This is a genomic window from Pseudomonas simiae (genome assembly GCF_000934565.1).
Lineage (GTDB): Bacteria > Pseudomonadota > Gammaproteobacteria > Pseudomonadales > Pseudomonadaceae > Aquipseudomonas > Aquipseudomonas simiae.
Map to the genome: position 1 here is coordinate 1,706,461 of NZ_CP010896.1, position 20,052 is coordinate 1,726,512.

The 20,052-nt window shown below is 60.1% G+C and carries 17 protein-coding genes; 12 read left to right on the plus strand and 5 right to left on the minus strand.

The features are described from left to right. Complete coding sequence (gene pdxB / locus PF1751_RS07755) at positions 1-1,143, plus strand: 4-phosphoerythronate dehydrogenase PdxB (RefSeq protein ID WP_021490995.1); 1,143 nt, start codon at positions 1-3, stop codon at positions 1,141-1,143. A gap of 53 nt (positions 1,144-1,196) precedes the next feature. On the opposite strand, the gene PF1751_RS29210 is transcribed toward pdxB, so the two are convergent. Beyond that, entirely contained in the window at positions 1,197-1,370 is a 174-nt protein-coding gene (locus tag PF1751_RS29210) for a PA1571 family protein (protein WP_010212086.1), read from the minus strand. A 258-nt stretch (positions 1,371-1,628) separates the two neighbouring features. Here PF1751_RS29210 and PF1751_RS07765 point away from each other — a divergent pair, with 258 nt between their 5' ends. Further along, complete coding sequence (locus tag PF1751_RS07765) at positions 1,629-3,413, plus strand: ABC transporter transmembrane domain-containing protein (RefSeq protein WP_162484835.1); 1,785 nt, start codon at positions 1,629-1,631, stop codon at positions 3,411-3,413. Between the two features lie 91 nt (positions 3,414-3,504). On the opposite strand, the gene PF1751_RS07770 is transcribed toward PF1751_RS07765, so the two are convergent. After that, a complete protein-coding gene (locus PF1751_RS07770) occupies positions 3,505-5,433 on the minus strand; it encodes a transglycosylase SLT domain-containing protein (protein ID WP_021490993.1) in 1,929 nt (642 codons plus the stop codon). A gap of 213 nt (positions 5,434-5,646) precedes the next feature. On the opposite strand from PF1751_RS07770, the gene PF1751_RS07775 reads away from it, so the two are divergent. Continuing rightward, positions 5,647-7,566 carry an ATP-binding cassette domain-containing protein gene (locus PF1751_RS07775; RefSeq protein WP_010212078.1) on the plus strand — a complete coding sequence of 640 codons (1,920 nt, stop codon included), beginning with the start codon at positions 5,647-5,649 and terminating at the stop codon, positions 7,564-7,566. Positions 7,567-7,647: 81 nt separating this feature from the next. Here the strand turns inward: PF1751_RS07775 and PF1751_RS07780 are convergent, their stop codons facing one another. Then, the gene (locus tag PF1751_RS07780) at positions 7,648-8,088 is read right to left on the minus strand and encodes a universal stress protein (RefSeq protein ID WP_044286836.1); all 441 of its coding nucleotides are present in this window, start codon (positions 8,086-8,088) and stop codon (positions 7,648-7,650) included. A 105-nt stretch (positions 8,089-8,193) separates the two neighbouring features. Between PF1751_RS07780 and PF1751_RS07785 the strand changes: the two genes are divergently transcribed. From PF1751_RS07785 to PF1751_RS07815, 7 genes are all read left to right on the plus strand, one after another. Then, positions 8,194-8,631 carry a hypothetical protein gene (locus PF1751_RS07785; protein WP_010212076.1) on the plus strand — a complete coding sequence of 146 codons (438 nt, stop codon included), beginning with the start codon at positions 8,194-8,196 and terminating at the stop codon, positions 8,629-8,631. A 481-nt stretch (positions 8,632-9,112) separates the two neighbouring features. Continuing rightward, entirely contained in the window at positions 9,113-11,260 is a 2,148-nt protein-coding gene (fadB, locus tag PF1751_RS07790; protein ID WP_005786151.1) for a fatty acid oxidation complex subunit alpha FadB, read from the plus strand. Positions 11,261-11,289: 29 nt separating this feature from the next. Further along, a complete protein-coding gene (fadA, locus tag PF1751_RS07795; RefSeq protein ID WP_021490991.1) occupies positions 11,290-12,465 on the plus strand; it encodes an acetyl-CoA C-acyltransferase FadA in 1,176 nt (391 codons plus the stop codon). A 97-nt stretch (positions 12,466-12,562) separates the two neighbouring features. Then, the gene (locus PF1751_RS07800) at positions 12,563-12,799 is read left to right on the plus strand and encodes a DUF1653 domain-containing protein (RefSeq protein ID WP_010212074.1); all 237 of its coding nucleotides are present in this window, start codon (positions 12,563-12,565) and stop codon (positions 12,797-12,799) included. 114 nt (positions 12,800-12,913) lie between these two features. Then, positions 12,914-15,535, plus strand: coding sequence for a type I DNA topoisomerase (gene topA, locus PF1751_RS07805; protein WP_044286837.1), 2,622 nt, complete (start codon positions 12,914-12,916; stop codon positions 15,533-15,535). Positions 15,536-15,783: 248 nt separating this feature from the next. Then, complete coding sequence (locus PF1751_RS07810; RefSeq protein WP_044286838.1) at positions 15,784-16,305, plus strand: DUF6586 family protein; 522 nt, start codon at positions 15,784-15,786, stop codon at positions 16,303-16,305. A 167-nt stretch (positions 16,306-16,472) separates the two neighbouring features. Further along, a complete protein-coding gene (locus PF1751_RS07815; protein ID WP_010212068.1) occupies positions 16,473-16,706 on the plus strand; it encodes a hypothetical protein in 234 nt (77 codons plus the stop codon). A 119-nt stretch (positions 16,707-16,825) separates the two neighbouring features. Here PF1751_RS07815 and sulA read toward each other — a convergent pair whose 3' ends face one another. Both sulA and lexA read right to left on the minus strand, forming a co-directional pair. Beyond that, positions 16,826-17,299 carry an SOS-induced cell division inhibitor SulA gene (gene sulA, locus PF1751_RS07820; protein WP_010212066.1) on the minus strand — a complete coding sequence of 158 codons (474 nt, stop codon included), beginning with the start codon at positions 17,297-17,299 and terminating at the stop codon, positions 16,826-16,828. 10 nt (positions 17,300-17,309) lie between these two features. Further along, entirely contained in the window at positions 17,310-17,918 is a 609-nt protein-coding gene (gene lexA / locus PF1751_RS07825; RefSeq protein ID WP_003172575.1) for a transcriptional repressor LexA, read from the minus strand. 263 nt (positions 17,919-18,181) lie between these two features. On the opposite strand from lexA, the gene PF1751_RS07830 reads away from it, so the two are divergent. Together PF1751_RS07830 and nagZ are read left to right on the plus strand one after the other, a co-directional pair. Further along, positions 18,182-18,889 carry a TetR/AcrR family transcriptional regulator gene (locus PF1751_RS07830; protein WP_010212061.1) on the plus strand — a complete coding sequence of 236 codons (708 nt, stop codon included), beginning with the start codon at positions 18,182-18,184 and terminating at the stop codon, positions 18,887-18,889. Between the two features lie 136 nt (positions 18,890-19,025). After that, on the plus strand, positions 19,026-20,036 hold the full coding sequence (gene nagZ, locus PF1751_RS07835; RefSeq protein WP_010212060.1) for a beta-N-acetylhexosaminidase: 1,011 nt from the start codon (positions 19,026-19,028) through the stop codon (positions 20,034-20,036). Positions 20,037-20,052: the final 16 nt, after the last annotated feature.

The window sequence follows — 20,052 nt, forward strand, 5'->3', positions numbered from 1 at the left end:
ATGCTGATTGTTGCCGACGAAAATATTCCGCTGCTCGATGCATTCTTCCAGGGATTTGGCGAGATTCGCCGCGTCCCCGGCCGTTCCATCGACCGCGCCACGGTCGAGCAGGCCGACGTGCTGCTGGTGCGCTCGGTGACCAACGTCAACCGCGCCCTGCTGGAGGGGACGAAGGTGCGCTTCGTCGGCACCTGCACCATCGGCACCGACCACTTGGACCTCGATTACTTCAAGCAGGCCGGCATCCAGTGGTCCAGTGCCCCCGGCTGCAACGCCCGTGGCGTGGTGGACTATGTGCTGGGCAGCCTGATGACCCTGGCTGAAATCGAAGGCGCCGACCTCAATCACCGCACCTATGGCGTGGTTGGCGCCGGTGAAGTCGGCGGACGGCTGGTCAAGGTGCTCAAAGGGCTGGGTTGGAACGTGCTGGTCTGCGACCCGCCACGGCAGATCGCCGAGGACGGCGATTACGTCAGCCTGGACCAGATCATCGAGCAATGCGATGTGATCAGCCTGCACACCCCGCTGACCAAATCCGGCAACGGTTCCACTTGGCATTTGTTCGATCGTCAGCGGCTCAACCAGCTCAAGCCCGGCACTTGGCTGATCAATGCCAGCCGTGGCCCGGTGGTGGACAACGCCGCCCTGCGCGAGGTGTTGCTGGCGCGCGAAGACCTGCAAGCGGTGCTGGATGTGTGGGAGGGCGAGCCTGAAGTGGACGTGGACCTGGCGGACCTCTGCGTGCTGGCCACGCCGCACATCGCTGGCTACAGCCTGGACGGCAAGCAACGCGGCACCGCGCAGATTTATCAAGCGTTCTGCACGCACCTGGGTCAGGAACCCGGCATCCAGTTGAGTGATTTGCTGCCGCAGCCGTGGTTGGCCGAGGTGCAGTTGAATGCGTCCACTGACCCGGCCTGGGCGCTGGCGACCCTGTGCCGCAGCGTGTACGACCCGCGTCGCGATGATGCGGATTTCCGGCGTAGCCTGGTAGGAACGGTGGAAGAACAGCGCAAGGCGTTTGACCTGCTGCGCAAAAACTACCCTGAGCGCCGTGAGATTGATGGCTTGAGGGTGAGCATCAACGGTGAGTCGGCCGCGTTGTCGAACATCGTCAGCGCATTGGGCGCCGCGGGCGTTTAGACCCCGATAAAAAACCCGGCCACCTGGGCCGGGTTTGAAAGAGCGTCGGCGCTTCAGCCTTGCCGGGCAGGCTTAACCAGTCGCTGTTCCAGTTCGCTGCACGCTTGCTGGATCATCTCTTCGGTAATCTGCACTTCGCGGCCTTGGGCGTCGATATACGAGCAAGGCAATTGCTGCGGCTGGCGGATCACTTCAATCTTGGCATCGCTGCTATTTTGCAAGGTCATGGCCTGTCTCCTCATCAGGTTGTGTACCTACTCTGCTTATTACTCTAAGCCGCCCGCGTGACCAGGCTGTTACAACTCCCTGTCGGGTCAGCGGTTCGAACACCCAGTCCACCAGAAACCGCTACAAATTTCCAGCTGGGGGTTAGACCGATAGCCTCTAGGGATCAGCATCGGCGGGCATAATTAACCTGACTCATTGTTATTTACCCAAGTTCCCCCAATGTTGTGAGGTAGACACTTATCTCCCCTGCGCAGGTGATGCCCTCCATGTTCTCAGTCCGTCAACGCCGTGCGATTCGCCTGGCCAGCCGCTTCATTGCGCCCTACCGCTGGCACGCGCTCGGCGCGCTGTTGGCGCTTATCGTCACCGCCGGTATTACCTTGTCGATGGGGCAGGGCATCCGATTGCTCGTGGACCAGGGTTTCATGACCCAGTCGCCGCACCTGCTCAACCAGTCCATCGGCCTGTTCATGATGCTGGTGCTGGGGTTGGCAGTGGGTACGTTTGCGCGGTTTTACCTGGTCTCGTGGATCGGCGAGCGGGTGGTGGCGGACATCCGTCGGCAAGTGTTCAACCACCTGATTTATCTGCATCCGGGCTTTTACGAGAACAATCGCAGTTCGGAGATCCAGTCGCGGCTGACCACTGACACCACGTTGCTGCAATCGGTAATCGGCTCGTCTTTATCGTTGTTCCTGCGTAATGCCTTGATGGTCATCGGTGGCATCGTGTTGCTGTTTGTCACCAACCCCAAGCTCACCAGTATCGTGGTGGTGGCACTGCCACTGGTGCTGGCGCCGATCCTGATCTTCGGCCGACGTGTACGCAGCCTGTCGCGCCAAAGCCAGGACCGCATCGCCGACGTGGGCAGCTATGTGTCCGAGACCCTCGGCCAGATCAAAACCGTGCAGGCCTACAACCACCAGGTGCAGGACGAACAGCGTTTCGCCGTGACCGTGGAAGAGGCCTTTACCACCGCGCGCAAACGCATCGCCCAGCGCGCCTGGCTGATTACCCTGGTGATCATGCTGGTGCTCGGCGCCGTCGGGGTGATGCTGTGGGTCGGTGGCATGGATGTGATCAACGGGCGCATTTCCGGCGGTGAGCTGGCGGCGTTTGTGTTCTATAGCCTGATCGTCGGCAGCGCGGTCGGCACCCTGAGCGAAGTGCTCGGCGAGTTGCAACGCGCCGCTGGTGCCGCCGAGCGCATTGGCGAGTTGTTGCAGTCGAGCAACGAAATCCAGGCGCCCGCCACCGGCACCGTCCAACTGCCGGAGCGGGTCAGCGGGCGCATGGCGTTGCAAGACCTGCGGTTTTCCTATCCCTCACGTCCCGACAGCTATGCCATCGATGGCCTGAACCTGACCATCAACCCCGGTGAAACCCTGGCCTTGGTCGGCCCGTCCGGCGCGGGCAAATCGACGATTTTTGATCTGTTGCTGCGCTTCTACGACCCCCAGCAAGGCCGCATCCTGCTGGAGGGCCACCCGCTGACCGAACTCGACCCCATGGACCTGCGCCGTCATTTCGCCCTGGTGTCCCAGAGCCCGGCGTTGTTTTTCGGCAACGTCGAAGAGAACATCCGCTACGGCAACCCGACGGCCACCGCCGAGCAGGTCGAGGCCGCCGCGCGCATTGCCCACGCCCATGACTTCATCCTGCAAATGCCCGACGGCTACCAAACCCACCTGGGCGATGGCGGCATGGGCCTCTCCGGCGGCCAACGCCAACGCTTGGCCATCGCTCGGGCGCTGCTGGTGGACGCGCCGATTCTGCTGCTGGACGAGGCCACCAGCGCCCTCGATGCCCAGAGCGAACACCTGATCCAGCAGGCCTTGCCGCAATTGATGCAAGGGCGTACCACGCTGGTGATCGCCCATCGACTGGCCACGGTGAAGAACGCCGACCGCATTGCGGTGATGGACCAGGGCAAGCTGGTGGCGGTAGGCACGCATCAGCAGTTGATTGCGAGCAATCCGCTGTATGCGCGGTTGGCAGCGTTGCAGTTCAGTGATGGGGTGGAGGAAAGCGCCTCGCACTAAATCTCACCCCCAAAAAAAATGCCCGCATTGAGAAATGCGGGCATTTTTATATGGCGTGCAGCTTCAAACTTGCTGTTTAAAGCTGCCTTTATTACTGATCGTCAAAATACCGCTCATGCCAATCCACCAGCGGCTGTGGTGAGTTGAGCTTCTGGCCGTAGATCACCGAATAAGACAGCACGTTCTGCACATACTGGCGGGTTTCGTCGAACGGGATGCTTTCCACCCACACGTCAAAACTCAGGTGATCCGCGCCGCGCAGCCATTGGCGCACGCGGCCGGGGCCGGCGTTGTAGGCGGCGGAGGCGAGCACACGGTTACCGTTGAACTGGCTGTGCACCTGGCTCAGGTAGGCGGCGCCGAGCTGGATGTTTTTGTCCGGGTCCAGCACTTGGGCGGGGGAGGCCAGGGGGATGCTGAACTTGCGTGCGGTTTCCTTGGCGGTACCGGGCATCAGTTGCATCAGGCCGCTGGCGCCGACGCCAGAGCGGGCGTCATCCATGAAGGCGCTTTCCTGACGGGTAATCGCGAACACCCAGCTGGAGTGCAGGCCGCGCACCTTGGCTTCGCGCACCAGGGTGTCGCGGTGCGCCATCGGGAAGCGGATGTCCAGGTCATCCCAGTACTGCGCCTGGCTGATGGTGCGGATCGCCGGGAAGTACCATTTCATGTCGTAGGCCAGCTTGGCCTGGGCAACCATCTCGTCGCGGTTGAAGTGACGGCTCACGTGGTACCACTCACGGCGGCCATCCACCACCTGGCCACGTGCGTAGAACTCCAGGGCACGACGTACGCCCGGGGTGTTACGCACCTTGCTGACCAGTGCCTGGCTCATTAGCAGCGGTTTGTTCTTCAGCTGGTACGGGGCCTTGGAGCGATCCGCCGCCAGGAACCCGTAGAAATCGCGTTCTTGCGCCAAGTGTTTGTACAGGACCAGCGCTTGCGGGTTCTTCGGCTCGGCCAATTCCAGACTGCGGGCCTGCCAGTAGCGCCAGCGGTTGGTGGTAGCCAGGTCCTGGGGAAGCTTGCGGGTCAACTGGTAGGCGTCTTCCCAGCGCGCCAGGCGCAGCAGCAGGCGCAGGCGCCACTCGGAGACGGTGTTGTCGCGCAGTTCGGGATCGTACTTGGTCATCACCTCAAGGGCGCGCGGGTCATAGCGCTTGGCCAGGGTGAGACCGATTTCGCGGGCGATCGACACTTTTTCGTCACGGGAGAAGTGCATGCTGCTGGCGTAGCCGTCGAGCAGGGCCATGGCCTTGTCGGGATCCTGGCGTGCCAGGCGGCGCAGGCCCAGGCCCACGGCGTCAGACATGGCCTCAGTGGCCGGCAGGAAGCGTGAAGGGTCGCTGAGCATGTCGGGCTTCTGCGCCACGTCCACCATCAAGCGGCCTTGGGCGCCGAGGGTGGGCAGGGTTTTCACCAGGCTGTTGGCCAGCGCGTAGTTGCGCGCTTCGGCGGCGAGTTTGGCGCGATCCCAGATCTTCTGTTCAGTGAGTTGGCCGTCAGCCGCCCACTGCCCGAAGGTGACATCGCAGGCCGCCGGTTGGGACTTGCCGGTCATCCACAGTTTTTCGGCGGTCTTGTAGCCTTCCGCTTTCAGGTTGTGGGTGAGCTGGAACTGGCCATGCAGGCAGTCGAGTTCGACGAAATTGAGCTTGGCGTCGTAGTACTTTTCAAAGGTCTGCCAGTCGCCACGCTCGGCCAACCAGCGCAACCAGCGCAGCTTCATCCAATTGGCCTGGGGCAGGTCGCCGTTTTTGGCGAGGAACTGCTCGATTTCCTGGTTGCTCGCGGTTTTCAGGCGTGCCGTCAGTTCGTCATAGGCCAGGTACGGTGTCAGCGGGTAGTCGGCCAGGGCTTGGCTGTATTGCATGTAAGGCCCGGTATCGCCCTTGGCCAAGGCGCGTTTGGCTTCATCGTAATATTGACGTTGGGTGGTGAGGTCCACGGCCTGTGCGGATTGAACGGCGGTGGCGGAAAGAAGCAGACAAGATAAAAAGTTGAAAAGGCGGCTGCGCATGAGACGTCCGTGCAGAGAAATCACGACTAGCATCGGCACCGCCGACACTGATTGCCCCTAGCTTAGCCTTTTGCCCAACGCAGACGAAAGCTTTGCCGGGCGGTTCGTTCAAGTTCGTTGGAAATGTCCTACAGAACGTGTCGGTAGCGAAAATGCCAGCCGCATCCCACCCCTAACTCAGGTAGAATGCGCGCCCAGTTTTTGGAGAAGCGTATGACCCTGCTCAAATTCAGCGATGTGTCCCTTGCTTTCGGCGCTATGCCGTTGTTGGACAAGGTGTCCTGGCAGATCGCCCGTGGTGAGCGGGTGTGCATCATCGGCCGCAACGGCACCGGCAAATCCAGCATGATGAAGCTGGTCAAAGGCGACCAGAAGCCCGATGACGGCTCCGTATGGCGCGCGCCGGGCCTCAAGATCGGCGAATTGCCGCAAGAATTGCCGGTGGCCGACGGACGGACAGTGTTCGACGTGGTTGCCGAAGGCCTCGACGGCGTCGGCGCGCTGCTCGCCGAATACCATCACCTGGCACAAAACTGTGTCACCGAAGACGACCTGAACAAGCTGATGCACGTCCAGCAAGACCTCGAAGCCCGTGATGGCTGGCGCTTGCAGCAACTGGTCGACAGCACCTTGAGCCGCCTGCAACTGCCGGCCGACAAGACGCTCGCCGAGTTGTCCGGTGGCTGGCGTCGTCGTGTGCTGCTGGCCCAGGCCCTGGTTTCCGAGCCGGACCTGTTGTTGCTCGATGAACCGACCAACCACCTGGACATCGGCGCGATTGCCTGGCTGGAGGAAGCCCTCAAGGAGTTCCAGGGCGCTGTGCTGTTCATCACGCACGATCGTTCCTTCCTGCAGAATCTGGCGACCCGCATCCTTGAGTTGGACCGTGGTGGTCTGATCGACTGGAACGGCGACTACGCCAGCTTCCTGGTACACAAGGAAGCCGCGCTGGCCGCCGAAGAAACCGCCAACGCGCTGTTCGACAAGAAGCTGGCCCAGGAAGAAGTCTGGATCCGTCAAGGCATCAAGGCCCGCCGCACCCGTAACGAAGGTCGCGTACGTGCCCTGAAAGCCCTGCGGGTCGAGCGCAGCGAGCGTCGCGAGCGCACCGGCAAGGCCAATATCCAGCTGGACACCGCCGACAAGTCGGGTAAGCAGGTGATGGTGCTGGAGAACGTCAGCTTCCATCACCCGGACGGCCCGTTCCTGATCAAGGACTTCTCCATGGTCCTGCAGCGCGGCGACCGTATCGGCCTGCTGGGCGCCAACGGCACCGGCAAGACCACATTGCTCAAGCTGATGCTCAGCGGTCTGCAGCCGACCAGCGGCACCGTGGAAGAGGGCACGCGCATCGACGTGGCTTACTTCGACCAGTTGCGCCACCAGTTGGACCTGGAAAAAACCGTGATCGATAACGTCGCCGAAGGTCGCGACTTCATCGATATCGACGGCCAGAGCCGCCACGTCCTAAGCTACTTGGGCGACTTCCTGTTCAGCCCGCAGCGTGCACGTACACCGGTGAAAGCCTTGTCCGGGGGAGAGCGTGCGCGCCTGCTGCTGGCCAAGCTGTTCAGTAAGCCGGCCAACCTGCTGGTCCTCGACGAACCGACCAACGACCTCGACGTGGAAACCCTCGAGCTGTTGGAAGAAGTGCTGCTGACCTTCAACGGCACTGTGCTGATGGTCAGCCACGACCGGGCATTCCTCGACAACGTGGTCACCAGCACCCTGGTCTTCGAAGGCGAAGGCAAGGTGCGTGAATACGTCGGTGGTTACCAGGACTGGCTGCGTCAGGGCGGCTCGCCGCGTCTGCTGGGCGTGACCGAGAGCAAGTCCGGCAAAGCTGACCTGAATTCGGCGGTGGTGGCGCCGGTGGCGGCTGCTACGCCGGTTGTGGAGTCGGCGCCGGTTGGCAAGAAGAAGCTCAGCTACAAGCTGCAGCGTGAGCTGGAAGCCTTGCCGGGTGATATCGACGCCAAGGAACAGCAGATTGCCGCGGTAGAAGCGGAGATGGCTGACGCCGGTTTCTACCTGCGTCCGGCGGCGGAAACTGCCAAGGTGATTGCTTCCCTGGAGAAACTGAATCAGGAGTTGGAAGTGCTGGTTGAGCGTTGGGCCGAGCTGGATGCCTGAGTGATCTGCACGTAATAAAAAACCCGGTGTTCATTTTCATGAGCACCGGGTTTTTTATATGAAATACAGTTGAAAATGTGCTTAAGAGGGTTTCACCAGCTTCACGGCCAGCACATCACACGGCGCGCCATGCAATACATCATTGGCAGTGGAGCCCAGCAATAACGCCAGGCCATGCCGGCCATGGCTGCCCACCACGATCAGGTCGCAGTTTTGTTCCTTGGCCAGATGGTGGATTTCCTGGCGCGGTTGGCCGTAAGTGAGGTGGGAGTTTTCCTTGGTCACTTCGGGGTATTTGAGAATCAACCGGTCCAGGCGCTCTTTGGCCTGATCGAACTGTTGTTGCTGCAACTGGGAAAGGTCCATGGGCACGTCACCCCCAAAGGCCATGGCCATTGGTTCGACGATATGCACCAGCGACAGTTTGGCACCGCTGGCGATCGCGAAGGCGCGGGCGCGCTTGATGACTGGATCGCACTCTTCGGTCAGGTCGACAGCGACCAGAATATGTTCGTAGGACATGGGGCGTTCCTCCAGGGGACTGCAATAAGTTCAGTATGGCTGCTTTCAAGCGGATGGGGTTGCGTCAGATCAAATCCGCTCATCTAGAAATTCGGGAGTACACATATGACGGTCTGGATAGTGGTGTCAATCCTTGTGGTGGTTCTGAGCCCTCTGGCATGGCTGCGCCCGTCGCGCCATCAGAGCGGGCGCATGGCCCTGCGCATGGAAGCACGCCGTATCGGCCTGGCCATGCAGTTGGCGCCCCAGGAGTGGCCCCATTGGCTCAAGCAGGAGCCGCCGAGCCCCTGTGCGCAGTACTGCCGGCCACGGCGCGGGAGCACGCCGGCCATCTGGAGTTACTGGCAGTTGGAGCCGGGTGTGTGGGTCAATCAGTGGCGTGAAGTGTGTGTCGATGAGAAGTTGTTGCCGCATTTTGCAAAGCTGCCGACCAACGTCTACAAGGTCGAGGCCGACAAGCAGATGATTGCGTTGTATTGGGGCGAGAAGGGCGAGGCGAGTGTGTTGAAAGATATCGATGTGTTGCTCAAGGCGCTTGCCTAAAAGCCAGGCAATAAAAAGCCCGACATCATCATCGGGCTGGAGTTGGCCAGGCAGGCCGGTAAATCTGTGTTTCCCGCGTCGGATGTTCATCCAGGCGCGTCAGGGTTGTCGCTAGCCTAGCGGTATATCCCGTTCTGTACAGCCTTTTCCCCGATCTTTTCTATTATTGATTTCGTGAATAGTTGAATATTGACGAATCACGGGCTTATGGTCGGGGTTCTGAAATGACTGGAAAGTCGCGTTTTTCCTAGCCTTTCGAGCGATTGACAATTGCCCGGAATTGGATGAAGGTGGCGTACCCAAATCAAACGGGCGTATGAATTGAGCGTTTGTCTGTCAGACGACTCATACAGAATCCCGACTATCGCATTGGCGGGTGTGCCTGGCGGATTGGCGTGAACATTGGCGAATTCATCAATGTCCAGCCAGAGGCCAGCGTCCAATGTGTACTGTTCAGCTTCCATATCGTGGAGATCAGTTGATGATTTACGAAGGTAAAGCCATCACGGTTAAGGCTCTTGAAAGTGGCATCGTCGAACTGAAATTCGACCTCAAGGGTGAGTCCGTCAACAAGTTCAACCGTCTAACCCTGAATGAATTGCGTCAGGCCGTAGACACCATCAAAGCTGATGCTTCGGTCAAGGGCGTGATCGTCTCCAGCGGCAAGGACGTGTTCATCGTCGGCGCTGACATCACCGAATTCGTCGACAACTTCAAGCTGCCCGATGCCGAGCTGGTGGCTGGCAACCTCGAAGCCAACAAGATCTTCAGCGATTTTGAAGACCTCAACGTACCGACCGTCGCCGCGATCAACGGCATCGCGTTGGGCGGTGGCCTGGAAATGTGCCTGGCGGCGGACTTCCGCGTCATGTCGGCCACTGCCAAGATCGGCCTGCCTGAAGTCAAACTGGGCATCTACCCAGGTTTCGGCGGCACCGTACGCCTGCCGCGTCTGATCGGTGCCGACAACGCTATCGAATGGATCGCCGCCGGTAAGGAAAACAAGGCTGAAGACGCCCTGAAAGTCGGTGCTGTCGACGCTGTAGTTGCCCCGGATAAACTGGCCGAAGCCGCACTGAACCTGATCAAGGGCGCCATCAGCGGCGAATTTGACTACAAGGCCAAGCGTCAGCCGAAGCTGGAAAAACTCAAGCTCAACGCCATCGAACAAATGATGTCGTTCGAAACCGCCAAAGGTTTCGTGGCTGGACAGGCCGGCCCGAACTACCCGGCGCCGGTTGAAGCGATCAAGACCATCCAGAAAGCCGCGAACTTCGGTCGCGACAAAGCCCTGGAAGTGGAAGCGGCTGGCTTCGTCAAACTGGCGAAAACCTCCGCAGCCCAGAGCCTGATCGGCCTGTTCCTGAACGATCAGGAACTGAAGAAAAAGGCCAAGGCCTACGACGAAATCGCCAAGGACGTGAAACAGGCTGCCGTACTCGGCGCCGGTATCATGGGCGGCGGTATCGCTTACCAGTCGGCGTCCAAAGGCACGCCGATCCTGATGAAAGACATCAACGAACACGGGATCGAGCAAGGCCTGGCGGAAGCCGCCAAGCTGCTGGTCGGTCGCGTGGACAAAGGTCGCATGACCGCCGCGAAAATGGCTGAAGTGCTCAACGGCATTCGTCCTACGCTGTCCTACGGCGATTTCGGTCATGTCGACCTGGTGGTCGAAGCGGTTGTCGAGAACCCTAAGGTCAAGCAAGCCGTACTGGCTGAAGTGGAAGCCCAGGTCAAAGACGACACCATCCTGGCCTCCAACACCTCGACCATTTCCATCTCGCTGCTGGCCAAGGCCCTCAAGCGTCCGGAAAACTTCGTCGGCATGCACTTCTTCAACCCGGTGCACATGATGCCGCTGGTAGAAGTGATCCGTGGCGAGAAGTCCAGCGAGCTGGCCGTTGCCACCACCGTTGCCTACGCCAAGAAAATGGGCAAGAACCCGATCGTGGTCAATGACTGCCCGGGCTTCCTGGTCAATCGCGTGCTGTTCCCGTACTTCGGCGGTTTCGCCAAGCTGGTCAGCGCTGGTGTGGACTTTGTGCGCATCGACAAAGTCATGGAAAAATTCGGCTGGCCAATGGGCCCGGCATACCTGATGGACGTGGTCGGCATCGACACCGGCCACCACGGTCGCGACGTCATGGCTGAAGGCTTCCCGGATCGCATGAAAGACGACCGCCGCTCGGCGATCGACGCGCTGTACGAGGCCAAGCGCCTGGGCCAGAAGAACGGTAAGGGCTTCTACGCCTACGAGGCTGACAAGAAGGGCAAGCAGAAGAAAGTGGCCGATCCGTCGGTGCACGAAGTGCTCGCTCCGGTCATCTACGAACAGCGTGAGGTGTCCGACGAGGACATCATCAACTGGATGATGATCGCCCTGTGCCTGGAAACCGTGCGTTGCCTGGAAGACGGCATCGTCGAGACCGCCGCCGAAGCCGATATGGGCCTGGTGTACGGTATTGGTTTCCCTCCATTCCGTGGTGGTGCACTGCGTTACATCGACTCGATCGGTGTGGCTGAGTTCGTTGCCCTGGCTGACAAATACGCTGATTTGGGCCCGCTGTACCACCCGACCGCGAAGCTGCGTGAAATGGCCAAGAACGGCCAGAGCTTCTTCGGTTAAGCGCCCAGACGACTAGAGCGAGAATATTTATGAGCTTGAATCCAAGAGACGTGGTGATTGTCGACTTCGGTCGCACACCGATGGGCCGCTCCAAGGGCGGCATGCACCGCAACACCCGTGCCGAAGACATGTCGGCACACTTGATCAGCAAAGTGCTGGAGCGCAACACCAAGGTCGACCCGAACGAAGTCGAGGACGTGATCTGGGGCTGCGTCAACCAGACCCTGGAGCAGGGTTGGAACATCGCGCGCATGGCGTCGCTGATGACCCAGATCCCGCACACTGCCGCGGGCCAGACCGTGAGCCGTCTGTGCGGTTCGTCGATGAGCGCGCTGCACACCGCCGCCCAGGCGATCATGACCGGCAACGGTGATGTGTTCGTGGTCGGTGGTGTGGAGCACATGGGCCATGTCAGCATGATGCACGGCGTCGATCCTAACCCGCACATGTCGCTGTACGCGGCGAAAGCCTCGGGCATGATGGGCCTGACCGCAGAAATGCTTGGCAAAATGCACGGCATTACCCGCGAAGCCCAGGACGCGTTCGGCTTGCGTTCCCACCAGCTCGCCCACAAGGCGACCCTGGAAGGCAAGTTCAAGGATGAAATCATCCCGATGAACGGTTATGACGAGAACGGTTTCCTGAAACTGTTCGACTACGACGAAACCATTCGTCCGGATACCACCCTGGAAAGCCTGGCGGCCCTCAAGCCAGCGTTCAATCCAAAGGGCGGCACCGTGACAGCCGGTACTTCGTCGCAAATCACCGACGGTGCTTCGTGCATGATCGTGATGTCGGCGCAGCGTGCCCAGGACTTGGGTATCCAACCGCTGGCCGTGATCCGTTCGATGGCCGTGGCGGGTGTGGACCCGGCAATCATGGGCTATGGTCCAGTACCGGCCACACAAAAAGCCTTGAAGCGCGCGGGCCTGACCATCAACGACATCGACTTCTTCGAGCTCAACGAAGCTTTCGCCGCACAGGCCCTGCCGGTGCTGAAAGATTTGAAAGTACTCGACAAGATGAATGAGAAGGTTAACCTGCACGGCGGCGCGATTGCCCTGGGCCACCCATTTGGTTGCTCCGGTGCACGTATCTCCGGCACTTTGCTTAACGTGATGAAGCAAAATGGCGGCAACCTCGGGGTAGCCACCATGTGCATTGGTCTCGGCCAAGGCATTTCCACCGTCTTCGAACGCGTCTAAGCGTTGGGTTGACGGAAGCCGGGGCCCAGTGCCCCGGTTTTTGTTTTTGGGTGGTTTTGTATTTTTTTTTTAACAAATTTTGTAAGAGGGCCAGAGCATGAAAGTCGAACCAGGGCTCTACCAGCATTATAAAGGTCCGCAGTACCGTGTTTTCAGTGTGGCGCGCCACTCCGAGACCGAAGAAGAAGTGGTGTTCTACCAAGCACTGTATGGCGATTACGGCTTTTGGGTGCGTCCTTTGAGCATGTTCCTGGAGACCGTCGAAGTTGACGGCGAGCAGGTCCCGCGCTTTGCTTTGGTCCAGGCCGAACCCAGTCTTTTTTCAGGGCAATAACGGCGGGTCGCGCAGAATGCTGCGCTTGACCTCACCTTGTTGCCACTATATATAGCGTTGCCGCGACAGGCGCCAACTGCCTTTCACTTCTCGAATTCAGGAATTTTCCGATCCATGGGCAAATCGCTGGTCATTGTGGAATCCCCGGCTAAGGCCAAGACCATCAACAAGTACTTGGGCAACGAGTACGTGGTGAAGTCGAGTATCGGCCATATCCGAGACCTGCCCACCAGCGGTTCGGCTAGCGCCAGTAAGGAGCCAGCCGCCAAGCGCGGCAAGGCGGCTGCGGGCGAAGGTCCGGTGCTCAGCCCTAAAGAGAAAGCGCGCAAGCAGCTGGTCTCGCGCATGGGTGTGGACCCGGATCATGGCTGGAAGGCCAAGTACGAAATCCTTCCAGGCAAGGAAAAGGTCATCGAAGAGCTGCGCCGGCTCGCCAAGGATGCCGACACCATCTATCTCGCAACGGACTTGGACCGCGAAGGGGAAGCCATTGCCTGGCACCTGCGGGAAGCCATCGGCGGCGACGACAGCCGCTACAAGCGTGTGGTGTTCAACGAAATCACCAAGAAGGCCATCCAAGAGGCCTTCTCCAAACCCGGCGAACTGGACATCGACCGCGTCAACGCCCAACAGGCCCGTCGTTTCCTCGACCGCGTCGTGGGTTACATGGTCTCGCCACTGCTGTGGGCCAAGATCGCCCGTGGGCTGTCCGCCGGCCGTGTGCAATCGGTTGCGGTGAAGCTGGTGGTGGAGCGTGAGCGCGAAATCCGTGCGTTCATCCCCGAAGAGTACTGGGAAGTCCACGCCGATCTGGGCACTGCCAAGGGCGCCAACGTGCGCTTTGAAGTGGCCCGCGAGAAAGGCGAGGCCTTCAAGCCGCTGAACGAAGCCCAGGCCATGGCGGCGCTGGAAAAGCTCAAGTCTTCCAGTTACAGCATCGTCAAGCGTGAGGACAAGCCGACCAGCAGCAAGCCATCGGCACCGTTCATCACCTCCACCCTGCAACAGGCCGCGAGCAACCGCCTGGGCTTTGGGGTGAAGAAAACCATGATGATGGCCCAGCGCTTGTACGAAGCCGGCTACATCACTTACATGCGTACCGACTCCACCAACCTGTCGGTGGACGCGGTCGCGATGGCGCGTACTTATATTGAAGAAGAGTTCGGCAAGAAGTACCTGCCCGAGAAACCGAACGTCTACAGCAGCAAGGAAGGCGCACAAGAGGCTCACGAAGCGATCCGTCCTTCCGACGCCAATACCACGCCTGCCAAGCTGAGCGGCATGGAGCGCGACGCTGAGCGCCTCTACGAGCTGATCTGGCGCCAGTTCCTGGCCTGCCAGATGCTGCCGGCGCAATACCTGTCCACCACCGTCACGGTGGCGGCTTCTGACTTCGAGCTGCGTGCCAAGGGCCGTATCCTCAAGTTCGACGGCTATACCCGTGTGATGCCGCAAATCGCCAAGCCTGGCGATGACGATGTGCTGCCGGACATGGCCCAGGGCGATACGCTGAAGCTGATCACGCTCGACCCGTCCCAGCACTTCACCAAGCCGCCGGCGCGTTATTCGGAAGCCAGCCTGGTGAAAGAGATGGAAAAACGCGGTATCGGTCGTCCTTCGACCTACGCGGCGATCATCTCCACCATTCAGGACCGTGGCTACGTTGCGCTGCACAACCGTCGTTTCTATTCGGAAAAGATGGGCGACATCGTCACCGAACGCCTGTCGGAAAGCTTCTCCAACCTGATGGACTACGGCTTCACCGCCGGCATGGAAGAGAACCTCGATGACGTGGCCCAGGGCGAACGCGATTGGAAAAACGTGCTGGACGAGTTCTACGGCGACTTCAAGAAAAAACTCGAAGTAGCTGAAAGCCCTGAAAGCGGTATGCGCGCCAATCAGCCGGTGATGACTGACATCCCGTGCCAGACCTGCGGCCGCCCGATGCAGATTCGTACGGCGTCCACCGGCGTGTTCCTCGGTTGCTCGGGCTACAGCCTGCCGCCGAAAGAGCGCTGCAAGGCCACCGTCAACCTGGTGCCGGGTGACGAAATCGCTGCCGATGACGAGGGGGAATCCGAGTCGCTGGTACTGCGTGGCAAGCACCGTTGCCCAATCTGCAGCACGGCGATGGACGCCTACCTGCTGGATGAAAAGCACAAGCTGCATATCTGCGGTAACAACCCGGATTGCAACGGCTACGAGATTGAAGAGGGCACCTATCGCATCAAAGGCTACGAAGGTCCGAGCCTGGAATGCGACAAGTGTGGCAGCGAGATGCAGCTCAAGACTGGCCGTTTCGGCAAGTTCTTCGGCTGCACCAACCCGACGTGCAAGAACACCCGCAAACTGCTGAAAAGCGGTGACGCGGCGCCGCCGAAGATGGACCCGGTGAAGATGCCTGAACTCAAGTGTGAGAAGGTCAACGACACCTACATCCTGCGTGACGGCGCTTCGGGGCTGTTCCTGGCTGCCAGCCAGTTCCCGAAAAACCGCGAGACCCGTGCACCGCTGGTGCTGGAGATCGTGCCGCACAAGGACGAGATCGATCCGAAGTACCACTTCCTGTGTGAAGCGCCGAAGAAGGATCCGGATGGTCGCCCAGCCGTGATCCGTTACAGCCGCAAGACCAAGGAGCAGTACGTGCAGACCGAAGTGGACGGCAAGCCTACTGGCTGGAAAGCGTTCTACGACGGCGGCAAGTGGAAGGTCGAGGACAAGCGCCAGGGCGCTTGACCCGTCGGATGCGCTGAAGATCCAATGTGGGAGGGGGCTTGCCCCCGATAGCGGTATATCAGTCGACATGTGTATGACTGATGCGCCGCAATCGGGGGGCAAGCCCCCTCCCACATTTGGATCAGTCTGGATCTGAACGTCGAGTTTTGCCCCCCATAAGCAGCGGTTTATTGCACTTGCAGTAGGCTCGGCTGATCCGTGACACTGTTCAGCCAGCATCACGCTTATTCGTTGTGGAGATTGCCGTTATGGCCAACGAACTCTATACCCGTACCAACCAGAAAATTTACTTCGCGGGTTTGTCCCTGGAAGCCCTTGGCCGCGCCGAGGAGGGGAAAGAGATGAATGCCATCGCGCTGGTCCAGGCGGGGCGTGAAGCGGCATTGTTCCACCTGTACGGTGCCTTGCTGGGCCTGTGCCATGAAATCGCCGGGTTCTACCGTTTGCCCCAGGCGGGTTCGCCTCGTGCAGAGATGATCATGAACCGCGAAGTGCTGGACTCGATGGCGATTCCTGAGCTGGCTGAGCTGGTTGAAATGGCCCAAAGCCCCGACAGCTGGGTCTCACGCCTGCTCAAGGCGCATGCCGATATGTTCCAACCGCCGCGTATTCCCCATGTGCCCAAGGGCGATGTGACTCAACCGTTGATCGTGGCGGTTGCGGTTGAAGAGGATGAGCCCAAGCCGTTGAGCCGGGAAGAGCTGGAAAGCTGGCGCCAGGCACTGAAAAAGATGGCGCTGCGCTTTCGCGAAGGCCTCAACGAGTGCTGAGGCGGCGTCACTGATTTACACCGATCAATCTGTGGGAGCTCGCTCCCACATGTGAACCGGGTCATCCTGGCACCATTCATCAAGCCGCAACGAAACCTGGCCAGATCCTCAGCGAAACGCAGCGGATGACTGATATAATCCCGGCCTTTCGTGGAGAACAGACTTTTATGCCGACGTCCTTTCTGGAAATTGTTGAGTTGCCTGACGGCCGAATCGAGCTGCGTCGGGCTGAGGACGAGGGTTCTCTGGTCATTCTGGATTTTTCCGAGGACGCCAAAGTGTTCCTGCAGGGCCAGCACGTGGAAGTGGCTAAAGCCATGTTGAGCGTGGGCGTGCAGATGGCAGGTCGCCTGGCAGAAGGCGAGCCGGAGAAAGAAGACGGGCCGCGCGTTCTTCACTGAGTTCCAGTGAGAAGAGGACGTGCTGTGGTGAGCGGGCAAGCTGGCTCACTGCAGAATCCCGCTCACCACGGACGTTCGTGGAGTGCGGGATTGTCTACAGGGCTTTCGCCGCTCAGTACTTATCCCAATCGAATATTCAAGCTCTGAGCATCGCCCGTGCGCGCGGCACTGATCAGTTGTTGCTTGGCACTGACACTCAGTGGATTCAACCAGCTCACCACCGTATGGCTACGGCCCAGACGCAGGGCTTCGCAGGTCAATTGCTGCGCACTTTGCGCGCCGCGCGGTTGCAGCAGCAGGATGCGCTCGCGGTTGAGGCCGGCGTCCCGTAGCCAGGCTTGGGTCAGGCTGGCGGGTGGGGCGATCAGCGTCAGCCAGCGCGCGTCCTGCTCTTCGCTCAATTCGCGTAGGATCGGCGCCAGCAGGCTCAGGCAGCTCCCCGCTGCACCGCGCAACGACAATTCACTGAACGCCTCAGGCTCGGCGCTCCAGGGCGCTTCGACCGTTTCCTTGAGAATGGGCGCAAGGGGTTGGGCCATGAAGGCCTCGAACAGCGACAGTTGTGTGTGTTGTGGGGTGTGGACGAGCTGCATGATGCCTCCTTTAGCGGCGAATGACGCCGACGCTCAAGCCTTCGATCACCAGGTCCTGATCTTTCAGGTTCACTTCAATCGGGGCGAACTCAGGGTTCTCGGCCAGGAGCCAGACCTTGCTGCCTTCGCGCTTGAAGCGTTTGACGGTGACTTCATCGCCGATACGGGCGACGACGATCTGGCCATTACGGGCTTCGCGGGTGGTGTGGACGGCCAGCAGGTCGCCATCGAAGATGCCCACGTCCTTCATGCTCATGCCATGGACCCGCAAGAGGTAGTCGGCGCGCGGATGGAAGAAGGTCGGGTTGATGTTGCAGGATTCCTCGACGTGCTGCTGCGCCAGGATCGGCGCACCGGCAGCGACGCGACCGATGATCGGCAGGGTCGATTCGTCGGCCTTGGCTTCGAAGCCAGGGATGCGGATACCGCGCGAGGCACCGGGGGTCATCTCGATCGCGCCTTTGCGAGCGAGGGCCTTGAGGTGTTCTTCGGCGGCATTGGGGGACTTGAACCCCAGTTCCAGCGCAATTTCCGCTCGCGTCGGCGGGTAGCCGTTGTCATCGAGGCAGCGCTTGATAAAAGCCAGAATCTCAGCTTGGCGTGGCGTCAGTTTTAGCATGTTGATCGCTCTGTCTTTTTATACAGTGACTGGGATTATATACAGTGTACTGCGCTTGGCAATCCTCCTTTTCGAGTGCGCCGCTGGACGGTCATCGTGCAGGCTTCCCACACGCCAGAGATAGCGCTGCCTACAGAGGCGTAAGGATGTGATTAAATAGCGATGAAATACATGACTGCCCGGCCGGAAAGCGAACCCGCAGGCTTGACAAGACACAACCTGAAACGTATGTTTCAAACAAGTGTTTGTCAGGCGGAGTAGCCATGGCCCAGTCGGAAACCGTTGAACGCATTCTCGATGCTGCCGAGCAATTGTTTGCGGAAAAAGGATTTGCTGAAACGTCGTTGCGGCTGATCACCAGCAAGGCTGGGGTTAACCTCGCTGCTGTGAACTACCATTTCGGTTCGAAAAAGGCCCTGATCCAGGCGGTGTTTTCGCGCTTCCTGGGGCCGTTCTGCACCAGCCTTGACCGTGAGCTTGAGCGTCGCCAGGCCAAGGCTGACCACAAGCCGACCCTGGAAGAATTGCTGGAAATCCTCGTTGAGCAGGCCCTGGTGGTTCAGCCCAGGAGCGGCAACGATTTGTCGATCTTCATGCGCCTGCTGGGCCTGGCGTTCAGCCAGAGCCAGGGGCACCTGCGGCGTTATCTGGAAGACATGTACGGCAAGGTATTTCGTCGCTATATGTTGCTGGTCAACGAAGCCGCTCCGCGTATTCCACCGATTGAGCTGTTCTGGCGCGTGCACTTCATGCTCGGTGCCGCCGCGTTCAGCATGTCCGGGATCAAGGCGTTGCGGGCGATTGCCGAGACTGATTTCGGCGTCAACACCTCCATTGAACAGGTCATGCGCCTGATGGTGCCGTTCCTGGCTGCCGGCATGCGCGCCGAAACCGGTGTGACCGACGCCGCCATGGCCGCCGCCCAATTGCGTCCACGCAGCAAGTCCGTGCCAACACCCGCCAAGGTTTGACCGCGCCGGGTGGGCGCGGCCGCTTGCATCCGCTAAGCTAGCGGCCCATGCCGAATTCAGCTATTTACTCGCAACCCGTTGTGCTCACCGTGCCTGGTGAGGGCAACGGGTTGTGTGCGTTATTTAAGGAAGGTTTATGACTGCTGCCCTGCAAGGTTCTTTGATGGTCGACGTTGCCGGCACCTGGCTCACGGCCGAGGACCGCCACCTGCTGCGCCAGCCTGAAGTGGGTGGCCTGATTATCTTTGCGCGCAACATCGAGCATCCGCGTCAGGTGCGGGCGTTGAGTGCGGCGATTCGTGCCGTGCGTCCGGACCTGCTGTTGGCCGTCGATCAGGAAGGTGGCCGCGTACAGCGTCTGCGTCAGGGGTTTGTGCGCTTGCCGGCCATGCGTGCCTTGGCGGATAACCCCAACGCCGAATACCTGGCCGAACAATGCGGCTGGATTATGGCGACTGAAGTGTTGGCCGTTGGCTTGGACCTGAGCTTCGCCCCGGTGCTGGACCTGGACTACCAACGCAGCGCCGTGGTCGGCACCCGCTCCTTCGAAGGCGACCCCGTGCGCGCCGCCGTGCTGGCCGGTGCCTTTATCCGTGGCATGAACAGTGCCGGCATGGCGGCCACCGGCAAGCATTTTCCTGGTCACGGTTGGGCCGAGGCCGATTCCCACGTTGCCATTCCCAATGATGAACGCAGTCTTGAGCAGATTCGTGCGCATGATCTGGTGCCTTTCGCGCGCTTGAGCAAGCAATTGGCGGCGGTGATGCCGGCCCACGTCATCTACCCGCAAGTCGATGCCCAGCCAGCCGGGTTCTCACGCCGCTGGTTGCAGGACATCCTGCGCGGCGAATTGCAGTTCGATGGGGTGATTTTCAGCGATGACCTGTCCATGGCCGGTGCCCATGTGGTGGGCGATGCCGCCAGTCGCATCGAAGCGGCGCTGTCGGCAGGTTGCGACATGGGGTTGGTATGCAATGATCGCGCGGCTGCTGAGCTGGCGCTGACCGCCGCCCAGCGCATGAAGGTCAAGCCATCAGCTCGAATCGCACGCATGCGCGGCCAGGCGATTGCGTCGACGGACTACAAGCAGGACCCGCGCTGGTTGGCGGCGCTTACCGCGTTGCGGGATGCTCAGTTGATCGGCTGAACACCGCGTCGCGGCT